Here is a 19,033-nt window from a genome sequence, read left to right on the forward strand (position 1 = left end):
CGAAGTCCTCCCGTAATGAAACAATCGCCTGTTCAGGCTATGGTTCTATTCTACGAGATCATGACCTGAATATCCATCTCGCCGATTCCGTCCATCAACAGTGGAATGCTCAATGCCTTCGTTGCATTAAATTCAGTCAAATGTTCGGACTTCAACACTTGCGGAGGCGTGATGTCCACCACGACACCCTGGTTGGACAGGATCGTGCTCGCATTGCCGCTGATCATGTTGCCCAGTTCCGAGATGGCGCTTTTACTCATTTCATCCATTTCGGTAATTACAAAACCGCCCATCATGGCGGAGACAATTCGCAGTGCAACTTGTTCCTGAATTCCGAAAACAATGTTTCCGCTCAGCTGGCCGGTCATTCCGATCACGATCCAAACATGGTCTGCTATGTACTCTACGTTCTTCACGCCAAGACTCCCGGTGGAAGGCGAAACCTGGATGAGTTGTTCGAATACGTTGCGTGCGGATTCCAGGAAAGGATTAATTACTTCCGCTTTCACTGTCTAATGTCCCCCTTACACTGGGTTATTGGTCACATACCAAAAGTCCCATATTCAATAATTTTATTATACTTTATCACGTACAAGAATTCACTATGAATTCGGTAAGACATGTGTACTATAATTTATCGTCATGCGCGGGGCAATTGTTTATAGCTGTTTTTGACGAAATAGCAGAACTCTGCACCCCTTTTGTAGGAAGACTTTTGATTCAATTCGAGGTGCATTAAGATTTAGGACTTTTTTACTGTGTTTTAACAAATGTATTTTTTTTAAAAATCTTGATATTAAGTTTAATTGACGCTCATGTATTCTTCTTAAACTCCACATGTCTCCTTCATTGCCCTGCCGTCTCGAATCACCTATAATTTAAGATAACAAACCAAAAAAAAGTTACGGGATTCCATTCCTCACAGGAACACTCCATGACACGACATCTTACCCGCAAGGAGGCCATACATGAATATCAGCCAACTGGAGACGCTGATTACGATCTCAAAAACGATGAGTTTCCGCAAAGCGGGAGAACTTCTGAACCTAACCCAGCCTGCCGTCTCAGCCCAGATTAAAAGTCTGGAGGATGAATTCAACACCGTTCTTGTAGATCGCAACCAACCTGTTACTTTAACCGATCGTGGACAAGTGTTTTTGGAGCATGCTGAGCGCATGCTAGATATCGTAGACGAACTGAAGCAGAAGCTGTCCGATCTCGATGAAACGCCTCAAGGCCATATCGTACTGGGCACGACAACCTCCATTGCGATTCAGATTCTCCCCCGGGTGCTATCCTACTTCCAGGATCAGTTCCCATTGATCAAAACCAGCATTCAGTCCCTGCCTTCCTCGCAGATCTACACGCAGGTCGAAAATGGGTTGATTGACGTAGGTATCGGGTATCTCACCGAGCGCAATCCCAATCTGAACACCTCCGTTCTGTATTACGACACGTTCGAACTTGTTGTGTCTCCTGCTCATCCCCTTGCGAAGAAGAAGCATGCCGCGGTGGATGTGCTGCGCAGCACCCCTCTGATTATGCTGTCGCCAGATACGGTCGGCAGACGGTTTACGGAAGGCATTTTCAAAAAACATGGCATTGAGCCCAATATTGTGATGGAATTGTCGAGCAGTGAGGAAGTCAAACGGATGGTCGAGATCAACCTTGGAGCGGCCGTGATATCCAAGCAATCCGTCGCACACGAACTGCGTCAGGGCACACTTCGCATGATTCCGCTAAGTGAACTTGAGGTTAGTCATCCTGTAGGCGTCATTTACAAATCCAGTCGTTATCTGAATTCGGCCATGCATCAATTCCTGAGTGACCTGAAAGGCATGCCGGAAACCCAATTTATCAGTTCGGAATGACAAACAAGGCAGGAGAAAGGAAGGATCATTCATGAAATTCGATCTTCATACGCATCATTTCCGCTGTGGTCATGCGGATGGCAACATTCGGGAATACATCGAAGCTGGCATTCAGGCTGGTCTTCAGGCCATTGGAATCTCCGATCACACGCCCTATTTCGCCAGTAAGGAAGAGCAAGCATTCCCCCGCATTGCGATGGCCAAGTCCGAATTGCTCCATTACGTGGAAGAGGTGCTAGCACTGAAAGAGGAATACGCAGGGAAAATTGACGTGCTGCTTGGCATCGAATCCGATTATTTCCCTCTCCATGCTGAGTTGTATCGCAGTACGCTGGGACAGCATCCTTTTGACTATATTATTGGTTCGGTTCACCACACGGAGGATGTCAGCATTTTCAATAAAACCCGGTGGAAGGGACTCAGTGAGGCTCGGAAAATCGAAGTGAAGGAACGCTACTACTCATTGATTTCACAGTCTGCCCGGAGTGGCATGTTCCAGATTCTTGGACACATTGATGCCATGAAAGGCAATTATCCTGCATTCTCCGAGATTGTGGCTGATCATGCCATTGATGAAACCCTGCAGGTTATTGCGGAGGCGGGTGTGGCTATTGAGATCAACACCTCCGGCAAAACGAAGCTAAGCGGAGGCTGGTACCCCTCTGATGCCATTTTGGAGAGAGCGAATCATTACGGCGTAAAAGTCACCTTCGGATCCGATGCGCACAAGCCTTCTCGCGTAGCGGACGAGTTGGAAGACGTTCAGGCTCGCCTGAAAGAGATCGGCTTTACGGAATGGGTTTATTTTAAACAGAAACAGATGCAGATTGTTCCCTTGTAACGACAACAGAATAACAAGCTTGAGACCCTACGGTCTGCGGAATCATCCCTATCGTAGGGTTTTTCTTTTGGTCAAAAAAAAAATGAACCCGCTCGCGGCGGGTCCCAACAGCATATCTATTTATCAAAAAGGGGGTCATGAGATAAGTTTACCCGCTGTCTGTTAGAGTTCAATTGCAGCTATATTTCAATTGTGTAACAAATGATTGAAGTTCGATTCAACTGGTTTTGCTATTTTATTCTATGTTATTTTTGCTTGTTGGATACCTAGGTTTGAAGGCTTTTATGCTCTTGTAATCGCACATGCTCTTCCCGATATAGAGCATAGACTTTGACGTCGAGCAGAGTGTCTTGTGTCTGACCATCCTCCTGACTCCATCCAAATGAAGGAAGAGTGCGTTCGTACGACATCCCGCTTTTGCGAAGCACCCGTTCGGATGAAACATTGGCTTCGTAGCAGCGCGCTTCCACTTTTTGAAGATTCAGCTCCGTAAAACCAAAGTGCAGCAGGCGCTGTACAGCTTCGGTTGCTACGCCCATGCCCCAGCAGGATCTGTTCAGAATATAGCCAATCTGGGCTGTGCCGCTCTGCTCATTCCAGTGCTGAAAAGACGTGATGCCAATGATCTGCTCCCTGCCTTTCCAGCAGATGCCGTAATGCAGCGAATCCAGCTTCGAACTGCTGCTCCGGATCTGATTCAGGAGTCGCCGGGCACGAATTGGCGTTGGTTGGCCTCCCCTATTTACATATTGAATGACTTGCGGATCGGAAAACAGTTCCGATAATGTGCTGAAATCACTCTGACGCAAAGATCGAAGCAGCAGTCGGTCTGTCCATAACACAGGAAGTCCTTGGCCCAGCATTTTTCGGGTCAGCATGGCAATCGCTCCTTTTGTCTATCGGGTTCTGGTCCGGTAAGACAAGCAAGCTCTGGGATGATCCGGCTCATGTAAAAATGATGGATAACACTCCGTATTGGTATTCAAACATTAGTATGTCGATTCATTGCCATTATTTATTCTTCGGCCGAGCTCTGTTCCTGCAGTCCGCGATAGATCCCCGTACGAATCTCCCGGATGTAAAAATCCAATGAAGGTACATTGGCTTGTTGTGCAGCCAGTACTTCATGCTCAATATCATAGGGAACCCGGACAAATTGAAGGTTGAAGGCCTTGTTTCGATCACGGCCACTCTCTCCTTCAAGGATGCAGTAAGAGGCTTGGGTCATATCGAGAGGATTACCTACACTTCCGGCATTAAACAACATTTTTCCATTAAAATGCTGCAAGTAAGCGTTATGCACATCTCCATATCCCACGATATCTGCTTCACCAAGATCCGGATGATCTGCAGGAGCATCAAACATGGCTATCCTCTTCTCCATCTCGTCCCATGGCTGCACCCGGTGATACACACTCTGCGGCGAGGCGTGCACCAAACGAATGTTGCGCCCACTGAGCTCAAATTGGTGGCTGAAGGGAAGGCTCTTCAAGTATGCAAGCCGTTCTGCTCCCAATCGTGCAGCCTGCCAAGTGAAATTCTCATTATCCTGATTCACCGCAACCAGCTCATCCCAATTGCCCCGGATCACGTATTCGCACGTCTCTCTCACCGAATCAACCACCTGCACCGGATCAGGACCTTTGCCCACGAGGTCGCCCAGACAAAAGATACGCTCAATCCCGCGACTGCGGATATCTCTGAGTACAGCTTCCCAAGCTGTCATGTTGCCATGAATATCGGATACAATCGCAATTCGTTCCATCTGGCCAACCTCCTCGTCTAATACTTAGATAATCAAAATTTAAATTCATTTTGTATAATCGCTATGTTCGTGTTCCCTTTAATTCAAAAACAGTCAATTCCGGTCTGCACAAAAAACGAATCGGCAGCTGGGTCATGCCAAAACCGCGATTCACATAGACAGGCATACGTGCCTTGCCTGCATAATATAACCCCTGAATATACTTGCGTGAACCCCGCGGCGTGGTAACGGCTCCAATCCAAGGGAAACGAACCTGCCCGCCATGGCTATGACCGGATAACTGTAGTCCAAATCCGAACGGCTCCGCCATATCTGCATAATCCGGCTCGTGCATCAGCAATAGTTTCCAGGTATCGGTGTCCAAACCTTCGATTGCTTCCAAAGGATTCGGCTGGCTTGTAAGAGCATCATCCAGACCTGTAATCGCGATTTGCTCGTTCCCTTGTTTAATGACAGCATGACTGTTGCGAAGCAGCGTGAAGCCGGCTTCCTTGAACATGGCTTCCACTTGTTTCTGCTGTCTGCCCCGGTAATCATGATTCCCCAATACGGCGAATTTGCCATACTTGGCCTGCATGGATGCCAGCACGGGTATACACTCCCGCATCGGTTCGGCTTCCCGTTCCACCATATCTCCGGTAAAACAGATCAGATCCGGCGTTTGCTCCTGTATGGTCTCGGCCAGCTTCTCCATTTCCTTCAAACCGGTATGAAAGCCGAGATGTGCATCGCTAAACTGTACAACACGCAGCCCATCGAATGCCTGCGGGAATCCTGGCAGCTCCAAGGGTACTTGCTTCACTTCCAGACGGCGCGGCTCCCAGAGCCATGCATATCCCCCTGTGAACAAGGCTGCACCTGCCGTCATCACAATCATCCGTAACAGGAAACTGCGCCGGGAGGGATCGTGATCCTTCTCCTCACCGGGAAAAATGGACCCTTGCTCGAGTCCAGCGTCTGAGCGCCGGGGCGGTGGCCATGAGCTGCCCTTACGCGGTGTCTCTGCCATGTCTTCCCCTCCTTCTCCGCTCTACATGCATCTCTACAGTATACCATATTCTGCATGACGAGCCCGGTTCCTTCGCAATGGCAGAAAAAGAAGCCGTGATCTTCAGCAGCAAGCTGCCGAAGGCCACGACTTCTCCTAATCTTGCAGGTTCCACACCTGCAAGCGATATCCTCGATACTATACACCCAACCAGCGTTTGAACATATGCTTGGTTGTTTGTTTGTTCATTTCCGCAATGGAAGTTGTCAGCGGGATGCCTTTTGGACAAGAGCGCACACAGTTCTGCGAGTTACCGCAGCCCTCAATTCCTCCATCTTCCATCAGGGCTTCCAAACGATCCTCGGCGTTCATCTCTCCTGTTGGATGAGCATTGAACAGGCGGACTTGGGAAAGTGCTGCCGGGCCGATAAAGTCTGTTTTCTCATTCACGTTAGGACAAGCTTCCAGACACACACCACATGTCATGCACTTGGAGAGCTCGTAAGCCCATTGACGCTTCTTCTCCGGCATCCGTGGACCTGGACCGAGATCGTAGGTACCATCAATCGGAATCCAGGCTTTAACCCGTTTCAGGGCATTAAACATCCGGGTGCGGTCGATGACCAGGTCACGTACAACCGGGAATGTTTTCATCGGTTCGATTCGAACCGGCTGTTCCAGCTTATCGATCAGGGCCGCACACGCTTGACGTGGCTTACCGTTAATTACCATGGAGCATGCTCCACAGACTTCTTCGAGACAGTTTGATTCCCAGCAGACAGGGGCAATGGACTTGCCGTCTTTGTTGACCGGGTTCCGCTGAATCTCCATCAGGGCACTAATAACGTTCATGCCGGGACGGTACGGAAGTTCAAATTCTTCGGTATACGAAGACGACTCCGGGCTGTCCTGACGGGTGATGATAAACTTGACGGTTTTGTTCGCTGTAGCTTGTTCCGCCATATCGTTGTCCCCTCCTTTGGTGACGATGATTGATTGCTATCGTTACAAGACCACAATGGTTCACACATGGTCACTCCGTCGGCAGAAGCTACTTCCGATCGCTGTTATCCCCAGATTTTTTTAATCAACCCCTGACAGGGTTAAAATCCGGGGATAAAGGCGAACGCTTCGCTTCTTCAGTATTCTTCTGCCTTCTCCGTTAAGGTGTTAACTTTTAATCTTATAAATATAAAATAAAATCCTCTTTGTGCTGTATAGCAAAGGCGGACGCTACGCTTCTTCAGGTCATTTCCGCTTCCTCCGCTGCGTCGTGCTACTCTGAGTCTCTTTACTAAAAATAGCAATAATTCATTCTGGATTGCTTTAGTCAACCTCTAAAGCTTCGCGAGTGCTTCGCTTCTTCAGTATCTTTCGGGCTATCCTTATAGACGTTTAACTTTAAATTTATAAATTGAAATCTATCCGGCTTTACTTAATCCTTCGAATAGTCCCGGATCCGTGGTGGAATCAGGGATACATCTACTGGCTCGTACGAGATTTGCGGGCCTTCCTTCGACCAGCTTGCGATGGTCGTTTTCAGGAACTCCTCATCGTTACGCTCCGTGAATTCCGGTTTGTAGTGTGCCCCGCGGCTTTCGTTACGCAGCAGCGCGCCGAGTGTCATCGCTTCAGCAAGTTCAAGCATGTTCCACAGCTGACGTGTGAAGGCTGCACCCGGGTTATTCCAACCGGATGTATCGTACATGTTGATTTTGCCGTAACGTTCTTTCAATTCCTTGATTTTGCCGATGGTGGCTTCAAGTTTATCGTTATAGCGTACAACCGTCATGTTGGCTGTCATCCACTCGCCAAGCTCTTTATGAATGACATAGGCATTTTCACTGCCTTGCATTTTCATGATGCTTTCGTACTTATCGCTTTGGCGTTTGGTGTAGCCATCGAATACGGAAGAATTCACATCGGCAGACGATTTTTTGAGTCCCTTGATGTATTCCACCGCTTTTGGACCAGCTACCATACCGCCATATATCGCCGATACCAGTGAGTTCGCACCCAGACGGTTTGCACCGTGGTATTGATATTCACATTCACCAGCGGCGAACAGACCAGGAATGTTGGTCATTTGATTGTAGTCCACCCACATGCCGCCCATGGAATAGTGAACGGCCGGGAAGATTTTCATCGGGATTTTACGTGGGTCATCCCCCATGAACTTCTCGTAAATTTCAATGATACCGCCGAGCTTAACATCCAGCTCCTTCGGATCCTTGTGAGACAGGTCAAGGTAGACCATGTTCTCACCGTTAACCCCAAGTCCCATATCCACACAAACGCTGAAGATTTCACGCGTTGCGATATCACGGGGAACGAGGTTACCGTAGGAAGGATACTTCTCTTCAAGGAAGTACCATGGCTTACCGTCTTTGTAAGTCCAGATCCGGCCACCTTCACCACGCGCCGATTCGGACATCAGACGAAGCTTGTCATCTCCTGGGATGGCTGTTGGGTGAATCTGAATGAATTCCCCGTTGGCGTAGTTCACGCCTTGCTGGTACACCGCACTTGCTGCTGTACCTGTATTGATAACGGAGTTTGTTGTTTTACCGAAAATAATACCAGGGCCGCCGCTTGCGAGAATAACTGCTTCTGCAGGGAACGTCTGCACCTTCATCGTTTTCAGGTCCTGTGCCACAATTCCGCGACAGATCCCCTCATCATCAATAACTGCTTGCAGGAACTCCCAGTTCTCATATTTGGTAACGAGACCTGCTGCTTCCCAGCGACGAACCTGCTCATCCAATGCATAGAGCAATTGTTGTCCTGTCGTGGCTCCGGCAAATGCCGTACGGTGATGCTTCGTGCCCCCGAAACGGCGGAAATCAAGCAAACCTTCCGGTGTCCGGTTGAACATAACGCCCATCCGGTCCATCAGGTGGATGATACCAGGTGCTGCTTCACACATGGCTTTAACTGGTGGCTGGTTCGCAAGGAAGTCGCCGCCGTACACGGTATCGTCAAAGTGAACCCATGGGGAGTCGCCCTCACCCTTGGTGTTTACCGCTCCGTTAATGCCACCCTGGGCACATACGGAGTGGGATCTTTTTACGGGAACCAATGAAAATAAATGAACATGGACTCCGGCCTCAGCCGATTTGATCGCCGCCATCAACCCCGCGAGACCTCCGCCCACAATAATTACATTAGATGATGCCATTGCTGTTCACTCCCTTATAAGTCAGCATTTATCACAAATGCTTAAATCAGAACTGTCTTAATCGTATCAAGCATCGTTGTTGCCGTTTGGAAATCAATGCTCCGGAAAGCAAACAACGAAGCGATGAACATAATAGCCACAATACCGAACAGACTCATGCACACATAAGAAGATACACGCTGCGCACGCGGTCCAACGGTAATTCCCCAGCTAACCAGGAACGACCATAAGCCGTTAGCAAAGTGGTAGGAGGCTGCAACCACACTGATCAGATATAAAATAAACGTTACCGGGTTCATCACGACGTCATGAATGACACCGCCAAGTTGTTCGTGCGTTACATTACCCAATGCAACCTGCACGCGAGTCTCCCAAACGTGCCAGATTACGAAAACAAACGTAATGACACCACTGATCCGCTGCAATGTGTAGCGCCAGTTGCGTTCATTGCCGTAACGTCCGACATTAGGCTTGGCCTGGTAAGCAATGTACAGACCGTATACACCGTGATAGAACAACGGCAACCAGATGAGAACCGTTTCCAAAACAATAACGAGAGGCAGACTGTTCAGGAAGGCAACAGCACCGTCAAAAGCTTCTTTGCCGCCTTCAACTGCCGAGAAGTTCGTCACCAGGTGCTCAAGAAAAAACAAACTGAGCGGGATGACGCCAAGCAAGGAGTGCAGCTTTCTGGAGTAAAACCCTTTCATAAAATGTCGTTCCCCTTTCGCTAAATACAACGTTTTCATAAAATATTTCGCTTATCATGACACAAACCTTTCCCATGGAAAGGTTCGACAAATTGTTCCGTTTTCATCAGGTGTGAACAACTTGTGTCACAATTCATGTTACTCCTTTTTTTCTTATAATGGAATTGCAATATAATTATTAAATGTTATAACCTATAGGTATAAGAGATGAAACATCGGACAGGCAGGCATATCGCATTGAAAACGATTTATCAAGGACAACAATCACACCCCATGGAAAAGAGGTTAGTGTTTATGTTCGAGGATTTAAATGCATTTGCGGCAGTCGTGGAGCAATCGAGTCTGAATCGTGCGTCCAAATTGCTGAATCTGTCTCAGCCTGCACTCTCGCGCAAAATTGCGAAACTGGAGGATGAACTGGGGGTATCGCTTTTTCACCGCCGAGGCAAACGCCTTGAATTGACCAGTGTCGGCCAACTTGCCTACACCTTCGCTGTGGAACAAAAGCAGCAGCAGCAAAAGTTTCTAACCATGCTTGCCCAGTACAAGGACGAGGAGCAGAGCGCCATTACGCTTGGAGCGTCCCTGACTACACTTCAGACCACACTCCCCCCTTTGGTCAATGCTTTCATGGAGAAGCATCCCAATGCCGAGATCAAGCTCGTGACTGGGAAAACACATGAGATTGTTTCCTTTGTACGGGACAAAAAAGCAGACGTTGGCATTGTTGCCTCTTCCATTAATGAAGCCGGGCTGAACTGTGTGCCTCTCTTCGATGATCACCTGGAGCTGGTTGTGCCGCTTACGCACCCTTTGTCCGGCAAAGAGGCCGGGATGGAACACTTGCAGGATCTGCCCATGATCACCTTTTCCAAAGGCACATGGTATCGCAAGCTGACAGACGATCTGTTTCAGCGCTGTGCTGTCATGCCGGATATTCGCATGGAGATTGATTCGTTTGAAGCCATCATCCGTCTCCTGCCCACCTGCAAAGCTGCTGCGCTGCTGCCCAAGTCCTATCTCCGCCCCCAGCTGCTTGCAGACAATGATCTGGTCTCCGTGTACCTGCCCCAGCTGCAGCAGACCCGCCGGACCACGTGCATGATCTACGGGGAAAAGGAAGATCTCAGCGAGACATCCCGACAGTGGGTCAAAGAAACTGCAGCGCTCTTTACAGCAAAGGCGCCGCTGCCCTCCAGGAGGACTACGACGCCTTAATAAATCGATATGAACTTCATCTTCGCTGAGCCCTTGCCCTGGCCTTTGCCTGAACGCCGGAATCGGATTAGCCCTCCTGGCTGATTACCTCTTGTTCGAACCGGTCGATATCATCATTCATTCCGATAATGACCATGATGTCGCCCATCTGAAGCGAGTCCAGTGCAGTCGGAGCGATGATGACTCCGGTCTCCTTCTGCAGCGCCACAATACTGCAACCGAAGCGTACACGGGCGTTCAGGCTGGACAGCGTTGTATTATGCAGACATGCCGGTACTTTCATTTCCACAATGCTGTAATCATTGGAAAGTTCAATGTAGTCCAGCAGATTCGGGGTGACGAGCTGATGGGCAACCCGAATGCCCATATCCCGTTCCGGATAAACGACGCGATCAATGCCCAGCTTATCCAGAGCTCGCCCGTGCAAGACGGAAATTGCCTTGGCAACGACCGTTTTCACTCCCAGTTCCTTCAACAGGATTGCGGTAAGAATGCTGGTCTGAATATCGTCACCGATGGCTACAATGCCGCAGTCGAAATTACGGATCCCCAGTGAGCGCAGCACTTCCTCATCCGTAGCATCTGCCACAACCGCGTGAGTGACCAGTTCGCTCATGTCTTCGACGACCTCTTCATTTTTATCGATGCCAAGCACCTCGTAGCCAAGTTCCATTAATTCCTGTGCCAGACTCGAGCCGAAGCGCCCCAGCCCAATTACCGCAAACTGCTGTCTTTTCATTGTTCTTCACGAACCCCTATCCAATAATCATTTTTCCTTCAGGATACTTATACAGTTCCTTACCCTTTTTCTGTCCAAGTGCATACGCCAGCGTAATCGGTCCAAGCCGGCCCGCAAACATCATGAAACAGATCATGAGCTTTCCGAATGTGGTCAGCTTCAACGTCAATCCCATCGATAATCCAACGGTAGAGAAAGCCGATGTCGTCTCAAATAAAATCATGAGAAAACCGCTATCCTCCGTCATGGTGAGCAGCATGGTAACTGCAATGATCAGCAGCAGCGCAAGGAGCGTAATCGTCAATGCCTTGAAGATACGTTCCTGTTCCAGCCGATATCTGAAAAAAACAATATCTTCCCTGCCGCGCATCATTGCGATGACAGCTCCGACCATAATCATAAACGTTGTCGTTTTGATCCCGCCTCCAGTGGAACCCGGAGAAGCCCCGATAAACATTAAAATAATAATGAAAAACTGCGTTGCCTGTCTGAGACCGGCAATATCCAGCGTATTAGCTCCTGCCGTACGCGGGGTTACCGACTGAAAGAACGAACCGAGAATTTTGCCTCCCCAGTTTAGGCTGCCCAATGTCTGTGGATTGCTGTATTCAAACACAAAAATGACCAGCGCACCGAATCCAATCAGCAAACCTGTGGTTAGCAGCACCACCTTGGAATGAAGCGAAAGTTTGCGCGTTTTATGATAATCCACCAGATCGGATAAAACGACAAAGCCAATGCCTCCAGCCACAATCAAAAACATGGCCGTAAAATTCACAAGCGGATCATGGACATACCCGGTCAGACTGCGGAACTCGCCAAACATATCAAAACCTGCGTTATTAAACATGGAGATGGCATGCCAGTATCCATAATATATGGCCTGTCCGACAGGCATGTCGAATGACCAGCGAATAGCAAATAGCGTGCCACAAATGGCTTCCAAAATGAGCGAGTAGGCCACGACCTTTCGGATAAGCCGCACAATGCCTTCCATCGTGTTCTGGTTCATGGCTTCCTGCAAGATCAATCGCTCCCGCAGGGAAATCCGCCGCTTAAACGCAATGGCCACCAGCGTGGACATGGTCATGAAGCCCAGACCACCAATCTGAATCAGGATCGCAATGATCACCTGACCTAGTACGGAAAAGTGAGTACCCGTGTCCACAACAACCAAACCGGTAACACAGACCGCCGATGTAGCCGTGAATAATGCATCAATAAAAGGAAGACTATCCCCGCTGCGGCTGGAAACCGGAAGCATGAGAAGCAATGTTCCGAGCAGGATAATTCCCGCAAATCCCAGTACAAGAATACGTGGGGGCGATAGCCGCACCCATTGATTATTCAGTTTCACTTGTGTATCATCCACCTCTTCCAAAAAGAAAATGACCCCACGATGTGGAGCCTTTCTCCGAATCGCTTATCCTTGGCACAAGAGCCAACGCACTAAACCTTGATAAGCCTCCGTTCGGAGCATATAAACATGTATGATTGTAGGCATAATCACATATGCATTAAGGTTGGAATCCTCTTATTCGTTCCCTTGCAAGGCTAAAGAAATGCAAATCTTGCACATTTGTTTCAAAATTATAAGCGCTGTGGCTGTTGCAGACAAAACGATTTTTGTGTAAATAGGATCGAATTCCGGCAAAAAGGGAAAAACTCAGATATATCAATGAACAGATCAGATTCATTCGATCATTTTCATTCATTTTCAGGGATTTGCACGCCTTTTCGTTTCATCATTGGCATTCAGGGTTCGGCCTGTGCTATCTTTACTTTAATATCCAAATTAATAAAGGAGGAACACCATTACATGAACCCCTTAGGGCAGCCTTTGGTACTCAAAGCTAACTTCAAGCGTTTAGGGTTGCTGGCGGCGGTTGGCCTGATTTTGTTTTTTGTCTTTCAGATCTTCCCTGCTACTTCATCACAAACCACGGATATCCAGTCTACATCTTTTATAAGCAAGGAACAGGCAACCCAATCCGCAAGATCCTTTGCAGCCTCCATGGCTGATTACACCCTTCCTTCGGATAACGGCAAGACACTGGTCACTTATCAGACCCATTCCGATATCTATGGATACATGGCCAAAACCAAACAGCTTGATTCGTATAATCAAAAATGGGAAGCAACGTATCCCTACGATGTGTTTCGCGTTCGTTTGCCTGATGAGGACAACGGCGGTTATTTGAATGTGGACGTACATATGAGAACTGGCAAAGTTGTTGGTTTCAAACGAGAACTACCTTCTTCCCTGTATGCATCCGCTGAGGTTGAGCAGGACAAGAACAAACGCAATGCCACGATTCAGCTCGCCGAGGGCAATATCCCATTGGACGAAAAGGAGCAGCTAGCATCCGAAATTCTTGCCGAATTCGGCTATGACGCCCCAAAACTTCAGCTGGATACCCGAGAAGGTGAAGGTGGACTAACCTACACCGATGCGGATAAGCAGATCGGTGATTCGAAGCTGGAACTGAATTTTACCTTTGAAAACGGAGCGGTCCGCTCCTTCGAATCTGTCTTCTCGGTTCCAGACGAGCATATCAACTATGTACAAGATCAAACTCGCCAGGCCAACTGGATGACTTATGGAGGATATGCCTTCCTGACATTTGTGCTTGGTGTGCTGGCGATTATCTACAGCATTCTCACCCGGGCACATACGTCATTTAAACGCGGGATTATTCTGTCCCTGGTGTACTTCGCTGCATCCGTAATTGGTACACTAAACATGATTCCACTGTTTCAGGCACAGGGCCTGTCCAGCTTCATGCTCGCCTTCCTGATGCTCATGCAGACGGGGATCACTTTGGTCATGAGTGCCACGATCTACCTCTCACTCGTTGCAGGAGACGGCATGTGGCGCAAAATCGGACTGAATCCTTGGCCGCGCGCAAAAGAGCCCGGATACGGCAAATATGTCCTTCACAGCATGTATGTAGGGTACCTGTGGGCGTTCATTTTGCTTGGCGTTCAATCCATCCTGTTCTTCATTCTGGAACGAAGCATAGGAAGCTGGTCCACCACCTCGGCAGACCAATCGACTTACAACATGTCATACGCATGGATCTTTCCCATCATGGCCTGGATGGCTGGCATTGGAGAGGAAACGGTGTACCGGCTGTTCGGGATTCGCATGATGCAAAAAATCGTACGCAATACCTTCATCGCCTGTCTTATTCCAACGTTGATCTGGGCACTTGGACATACACTTTATCCAATCTATCCGGTCATCACACGCCCCATTGAGCTTATGGTCATCGGTTTGCTGTTCAGCCTGGTCATGCTTCGCCACGGCTTTATCGCTGTTGTGTTCAGCCATGTCATCTTCGACAGCCTGCTGATGGGACTCAGCCTGATCTTTATGGGGGACGCCCTGAATATCTCCGCAGGAATCTTCTGGATTGTGCTTCCAGCCATCGTTGGATATGTGATTTACAAATGGAATCCACAAAAAAAAGAGAAGCCGTATGTTACGACTCCTCATCCCGAAGTGCTGCAATAATTTGATTAGCTAGTTTATCACCGATAGATAGAGGCCGGAAGTCTTCGACGCTGGCCTCTTTTATTTTGCGCAAAGAACCAAAATGCTTGAGCAGCAGTTTACGACGCTTCTCGCCGATGCCAGGAATCGAATCCAGACGAGAAGTGACCATGGACTTGCCACGCTGCTCCCGGTGGAACGAGATGGCAAAGCGGTGCACCTCTTCCTGAATACGTTGAAGCAGATAAAACTCCTGGCTGTCCCGCGGCAGTGAGATAACTTCCGGCGGATTGCCAATCATGAGCTGAGAAGTTTTGTGTTTGGCGTCTTTCACCAGACCACACACGGGAATAAACAAACCCAGTTCATTCTCCAATATATCCACAGCGGCCGAAATCTGCCCTTTTCCGCCATCCACAACGATCAGGTCAGGCTGGGGCAGGTTTTCCTTCAATACACGCTCATAGCGTCTGCGGATGACTTCGCGCATCGTTTCGTAATCATCCGGTCCTTCTACTGAACGAACCTTGTATTTACGGTATTCTTTCTTGTCCGGCTTGCCATCGGTAAATACAATCATCGCCGACACCGGGTTGGTTCCCTGAATGTTGGAGTTATCAAACGCCTCGATCCGGCGCAGTTGATCCAGACCGATCCAGCGCCCAAGACCCTCAGATGCTTTGGACGTACGTTCTTCGTTACGCTCAATCAGACGGAATTTCTCTTCCAAGGCCACACGTGCGTTATCCACAGCCATGGTGATCATTTGGCGTTTCAACCCGCGCTGCGGGATGTGAACCTTGATCTCCAGCCACTCCTGCAGAGCCGCCGCAGCCTGAAACGGGTCTTCCAATCCAGGCCGGTTAGTATCCCCAGCAGCATCCTCCTGTTGATCGGACAGATCCTGAGCCATTGCTGTTTCTGCTTCAGCCTCTTCAAGAGCATGGTCTTCCCCATAAGCTGCGCGGGATTCCGCAACTTGTGGTTGAGCAGACACATCATCTAATGCTGACGACAATGGATCCGATTCCGATGCCACAGCCGCCGGCACATCCGTAGCCATAGCTTCAGCGTTGTCCGCCTGTTCTCCAGCGACCAGTTCTTTCGGAACTTCGGGCAGCAAGATCTCCTGCGGCAGTGCCGGATTATCGCTATAATACTGTGTCACGTAGGACATAAAGTCACTGTACGCTTCGCCATAAAACGGAAACGTCGATACATGGCGCTCAATCATTTTCCCCTGACGCATATATAGAATCTGGACGCACATCCAGCCCTTATCAATGGCAAACCCAAACACATCGCGGTCTCTGGCATCCGCCATCGTAATTTTCTGTTTTTCCATCATGGCGTCAATGGCTATCACCTGGTCCCGCAGTTCCTTGGCACGTTCGAAATACAGATCCTCTGCGGCTTCCTGCATTTTGCGCTGCAGATCCTTCTTGATTTCTTCATGACCTCCGCTCAGGAATGAACCGATTTCTTGGGAAATCTGGTCATATTGCTCCTTGCCTACTTCCTTCACACAGGGAGCAAGACATTGTCCCATGTGGTAATACAGGCAGACTTCCTTCGGCATTACCCCGCATTTGCGCAGCGGATACATGCGGTCGAGCAGCTTTTTCGTTTGGTGTGCCGCGTACGAGTTCGGATAGGGTCCAAAGTACTTGGCTTTATCTTTCAGCACACGCCGGGTCACTTCGAGCCGGGGATGCTTTTCATTCGTAATTTTAAGATAAGGAAAGGTTTTGTCATCCTTGAGCAAGACGTTATAACGCGGCATGTGTTTTTTGATCAGGTTACACTCCAGGATGAGTGCTTCCATATTGCTGCCGGTTACAATGTATTCGAAATCGCGGATTTCGGATACGAGACGCTGCGTCTTTCCGTTATGACTACCAATAAAATAAGAGCGTACACGGTTTTTCAGCACTTTGGCCTTACCTACATAGATAATGGTACCTTCACTGTTTTTCATCAAATAACAGCCAGGCATATCAGGCAGCAGTGCAAGCTTGTGCCGTATCTGCTCCAGGGCCTGCTCCTGTTCTTGCAGAACATTTATGAATTCATCCATAATTCGGTGGGTCCTCCCTTCCGAAAAAGTAATAATAAACGGTTACACTAGACCATTCCGATTACAGTACCGTTCTCCGATCACCGTTATCCCCAGACTTTCTTTAATCCCATTTACATGGGGAAATCCGGTGATAAATGCGAGCGCTTCGCTTCTTCGAATCGGTTCTGTACTCTACATTATAAGTGTAAAATAATGATTACTTTTATATTGTCCTATAAAAAGATATTCGACGCAAAACGCCCCCGGCGCATAAACCGGAGGCGTATCTGTTAGCCTAGTGAATTATTGGTGTTTCTCGATGATTCCTTTGAGTGCTTCTTTCGAGTTCAATCCAACCACTTTATCAACCGGTTGGCCGTCTTTGAAGAAGATCAATGTCGGAATACTCATTACGCCGAAGCGGGAAGCGGATTCCGGATTTTCGTCAACGTTGACTTTGGCAATTTTCACTGCATCGCCAACTTCGGTGGACAGCTCTTCCAGGATTGGAGCGAGCATTTTGCAAGGACCGCACCAAGGCGCCCAGAAATCAACAAGAACCGTTCCTTCTCCTTCGACTTCAGCGTTAAAGGATTGATCGGATACGTTAACAATAGCCATGAAATTGTCCTCCTTATATATACTTACGGTTTATTTTAACCTGTAACGTCGTGAACGACACTTCCAGTATAACACAGGTCATCTAAACTTGTGAAATGAACGTGCAATGTTCATCTCTCCACCATCAAATCTTCACAATTGGTCATCTTGACATGATTGCTGCAAAATCTTTACAAACGCTTTCTTTTCCAAGTATACTAAAATTACTCCGGGCTTCAGCTCCCTGGAAGGGCAAGCTGTTGATCCACATAAGGAGGCAATACCATGGACGCAAATGTGCGGATCAGCGACCCGCGTGAACATGTGAATGAGGAGCCCCGTAACGATCTATTCGATCTGATTGCGGGTGTTGCCGGCATGGGTGGCCTGATGACAGTCATCTTCTTCGGCATGGTCATCTTCAAATTCCTGACCGAATAGGATGTCAGGCCCGCGCAGGACCAAAAAAGCCCGGTTTCCGCGACTACCGCGAAAAACCAGGCTTTTTTGTGGACTACTTTTACATATAAAAACAATAATAAGACCTATCGCTTACCTCGCTGATTCTCTCCACGAACGGAAACGACGTCGACAAACGGACGAATGCGATCCATCAGACGCTGCCCCTTGTTCATTTCCTCGCCATCCCTGCTCGTAAAGCTCAGATGCTTCTCCAGCCCATCCAGATTGTAGTTGGACGTGTAGAACGTCGGTTTCCGATTCATGCGATAGTTCAATATGGAACCCATCACATGATCCCGAACCCAAGGATTCAGATTCTCTGCGCCTATATCATCGAAGATGAGCAGGTCACAGCTTTTGAGTATATCTGTCGTTTCCTTCAGCTTCTGCCCGTCCGTGATCATGGATTTCAGATCTTCCACAAAGTCAGGCATGTAGATAATGACCCCTGTGTGTCCCGCGACGGCTAATTCGTGTAACAGATAACACATCAGAAACGTCTTGCCTGTTCCAAATGATCCCTCGAGAAACAGTCCTTGCGGAGATAACCCATTCTCCTTCGTGTCACTAATATAACGCAGAACCTGGTTTACCGCTGGAGCACGCATGCGATCCTTGCCCATAATTTCCACATCGTTATATCCTGCACTAAGCGCACGCTCGTCCACATAGAAGCTGCGGATTCTCTTCTTGATCACATGCTCATTTTGCCTGGCAATATGTTTGGAACACGGAGCTTTTTTATCTATAATTTCGGGTTTACCGTTAAAATGCTCTACTTCCAGTTTACAAAAGTGACCCTGGAAATCGTTAGGACAGTTATCCAGCCCCGGACAATTCGCACAGTTTTTCGAATCTCGGGCATACTGATACAGCTTGCTCAGATCGGTCATGAGCTGCGCATCTTTCAGTTCCGGGTGACCTGCTCGGAATTCGCGTACGTACGGATCATCCATCAACTCCGCCGCAATTCGCCGCGACTGCTCACGAAAGGAAGGATTAAGCTGCTGAAGCAGTCCTCCCAAGGATTCCATGGCTTCAAGCCCCCTTAATGTATTCAATATAGAATGAACCACCTGAATTTTACCAATGACCATGATGATAGC

At 48.5% G+C, this 19,033-nt stretch carries 17 protein-coding genes; 5 read left to right on the forward strand and 12 right to left on the reverse strand.

Features of this window, described 5'->3' with window-relative positions; genetic code table 11:
- Positions 1–50: 50 nt before the first annotated feature.
- Entirely contained in the window at positions 51–509 is a 459-nt protein-coding gene (locus CHI14_RS24250) for a chemotaxis protein CheX (protein WP_095292039.1), read from the reverse strand.
- Positions 510–968: 459 nt separating this feature from the next.
- Between CHI14_RS24250 and CHI14_RS24255 the strand changes: the two genes are divergently transcribed.
- On the forward strand, positions 969–1,871 hold the full coding sequence (locus CHI14_RS24255; RefSeq protein ID WP_095292041.1) for a LysR family transcriptional regulator: 903 nt from the start codon (positions 969–971) through the stop codon (positions 1,869–1,871).
- A 31-nt stretch (positions 1,872–1,902) separates the two neighbouring features.
- Positions 1,903–2,712, forward strand: coding sequence for a histidinol-phosphatase (locus CHI14_RS24260; protein ID WP_095292042.1), 810 nt, complete (start codon positions 1,903–1,905; stop codon positions 2,710–2,712).
- Between the two features lie 266 nt (positions 2,713–2,978).
- On the opposite strand, the gene CHI14_RS24265 is transcribed toward CHI14_RS24260, so the two are convergent.
- From CHI14_RS24265 to CHI14_RS24290, 6 genes are all read right to left on the reverse strand, one after another.
- On the reverse strand, positions 2,979–3,590 hold the full coding sequence (locus tag CHI14_RS24265) for a GNAT family N-acetyltransferase (protein ID WP_095292044.1): 612 nt from the start codon (positions 3,588–3,590) through the stop codon (positions 2,979–2,981).
- A gap of 137 nt (positions 3,591–3,727) precedes the next feature.
- Positions 3,728–4,477, reverse strand: a complete 750-nt coding sequence (locus tag CHI14_RS24270; protein WP_095292045.1) for a metallophosphoesterase family protein — start codon at positions 4,475–4,477, stop codon at positions 3,728–3,730.
- A gap of 61 nt (positions 4,478–4,538) precedes the next feature.
- A complete protein-coding gene (locus CHI14_RS24275) occupies positions 4,539–5,486 on the reverse strand; it encodes a metallophosphoesterase (protein ID WP_095292047.1) in 948 nt (315 codons plus the stop codon).
- A gap of 177 nt (positions 5,487–5,663) precedes the next feature.
- A complete protein-coding gene (sdhB, locus tag CHI14_RS24280; protein ID WP_095292048.1) occupies positions 5,664–6,428 on the reverse strand; it encodes a succinate dehydrogenase iron-sulfur subunit in 765 nt (254 codons plus the stop codon).
- A gap of 472 nt (positions 6,429–6,900) precedes the next feature.
- Positions 6,901–8,643, reverse strand: coding sequence for a succinate dehydrogenase flavoprotein subunit (gene sdhA, locus CHI14_RS24285; protein WP_095292050.1), 1,743 nt, complete (start codon positions 8,641–8,643; stop codon positions 6,901–6,903).
- Between the two features lie 41 nt (positions 8,644–8,684).
- Complete coding sequence (locus tag CHI14_RS24290) at positions 8,685–9,353, reverse strand: succinate dehydrogenase cytochrome b558 subunit (protein ID WP_095292052.1); 669 nt, start codon at positions 9,351–9,353, stop codon at positions 8,685–8,687.
- A 294-nt stretch (positions 9,354–9,647) separates the two neighbouring features.
- Between CHI14_RS24290 and CHI14_RS24295 the strand changes: the two genes are divergently transcribed.
- Entirely contained in the window at positions 9,648–10,571 is a 924-nt protein-coding gene (locus tag CHI14_RS24295; RefSeq protein WP_095292054.1) for a LysR family transcriptional regulator, read from the forward strand.
- Positions 10,572–10,638: 67 nt separating this feature from the next.
- Here CHI14_RS24295 and CHI14_RS24300 read toward each other — a convergent pair whose 3' ends face one another.
- Entirely contained in the window at positions 10,639–11,310 is a 672-nt protein-coding gene (locus tag CHI14_RS24300) for a potassium channel family protein (protein WP_095292055.1), read from the reverse strand.
- Positions 11,311–11,326: 16 nt separating this feature from the next.
- Positions 11,327–12,667, reverse strand: a complete 1,341-nt coding sequence (locus CHI14_RS24305; RefSeq protein WP_095292152.1) for a TrkH family potassium uptake protein — start codon at positions 12,665–12,667, stop codon at positions 11,327–11,329.
- Between the two features lie 462 nt (positions 12,668–13,129).
- Here CHI14_RS24305 and CHI14_RS24310 point away from each other — a divergent pair, with 462 nt between their 5' ends.
- Complete coding sequence (locus CHI14_RS24310; RefSeq protein WP_095292057.1) at positions 13,130–14,827, forward strand: CPBP family intramembrane glutamic endopeptidase; 1,698 nt, start codon at positions 13,130–13,132, stop codon at positions 14,825–14,827.
- Here CHI14_RS24310 and uvrC read toward each other — a convergent pair.
- Complete coding sequence (gene uvrC, locus CHI14_RS24315; RefSeq protein WP_095292058.1) at positions 14,796–16,883, reverse strand: excinuclease ABC subunit UvrC; 2,088 nt, start codon at positions 16,881–16,883, stop codon at positions 14,796–14,798. The genes CHI14_RS24310 and uvrC overlap by 32 nt on opposite strands.
- Before the next feature lie 285 nt (positions 16,884–17,168).
- Positions 17,169–17,486 (reverse strand): thioredoxin, encoded by a 318-nt coding sequence (gene trxA, locus CHI14_RS24320; RefSeq protein ID WP_095292059.1) that lies wholly within the window; start codon positions 17,484–17,486, stop codon positions 17,169–17,171.
- A 264-nt stretch (positions 17,487–17,750) separates the two neighbouring features.
- Here trxA and CHI14_RS24325 point away from each other — a divergent pair, with 264 nt between their 5' ends.
- Positions 17,751–17,906: a YqzM family protein gene (locus CHI14_RS24325; RefSeq protein WP_095292061.1), complete on the forward strand. Its 156-nt coding sequence runs from the start codon at positions 17,751–17,753 to the stop codon at positions 17,904–17,906.
- A 104-nt stretch (positions 17,907–18,010) separates the two neighbouring features.
- On the opposite strand, the gene dnaI is transcribed toward CHI14_RS24325, so the two are convergent.
- Complete coding sequence (gene dnaI, locus CHI14_RS24330; protein ID WP_095292062.1) at positions 18,011–18,961, reverse strand: primosomal protein DnaI; 951 nt, start codon at positions 18,959–18,961, stop codon at positions 18,011–18,013.
- Positions 18,962–19,033 lie beyond the last annotated feature (72 nt).

It is taken from the genome of Paenibacillus sp. 7516, assembly GCF_002272715.1.
GTDB classification, from domain to species: domain Bacteria; phylum Bacillota; class Bacilli; order Paenibacillales; family Paenibacillaceae; genus Paenibacillus; species Paenibacillus illinoisensis_A.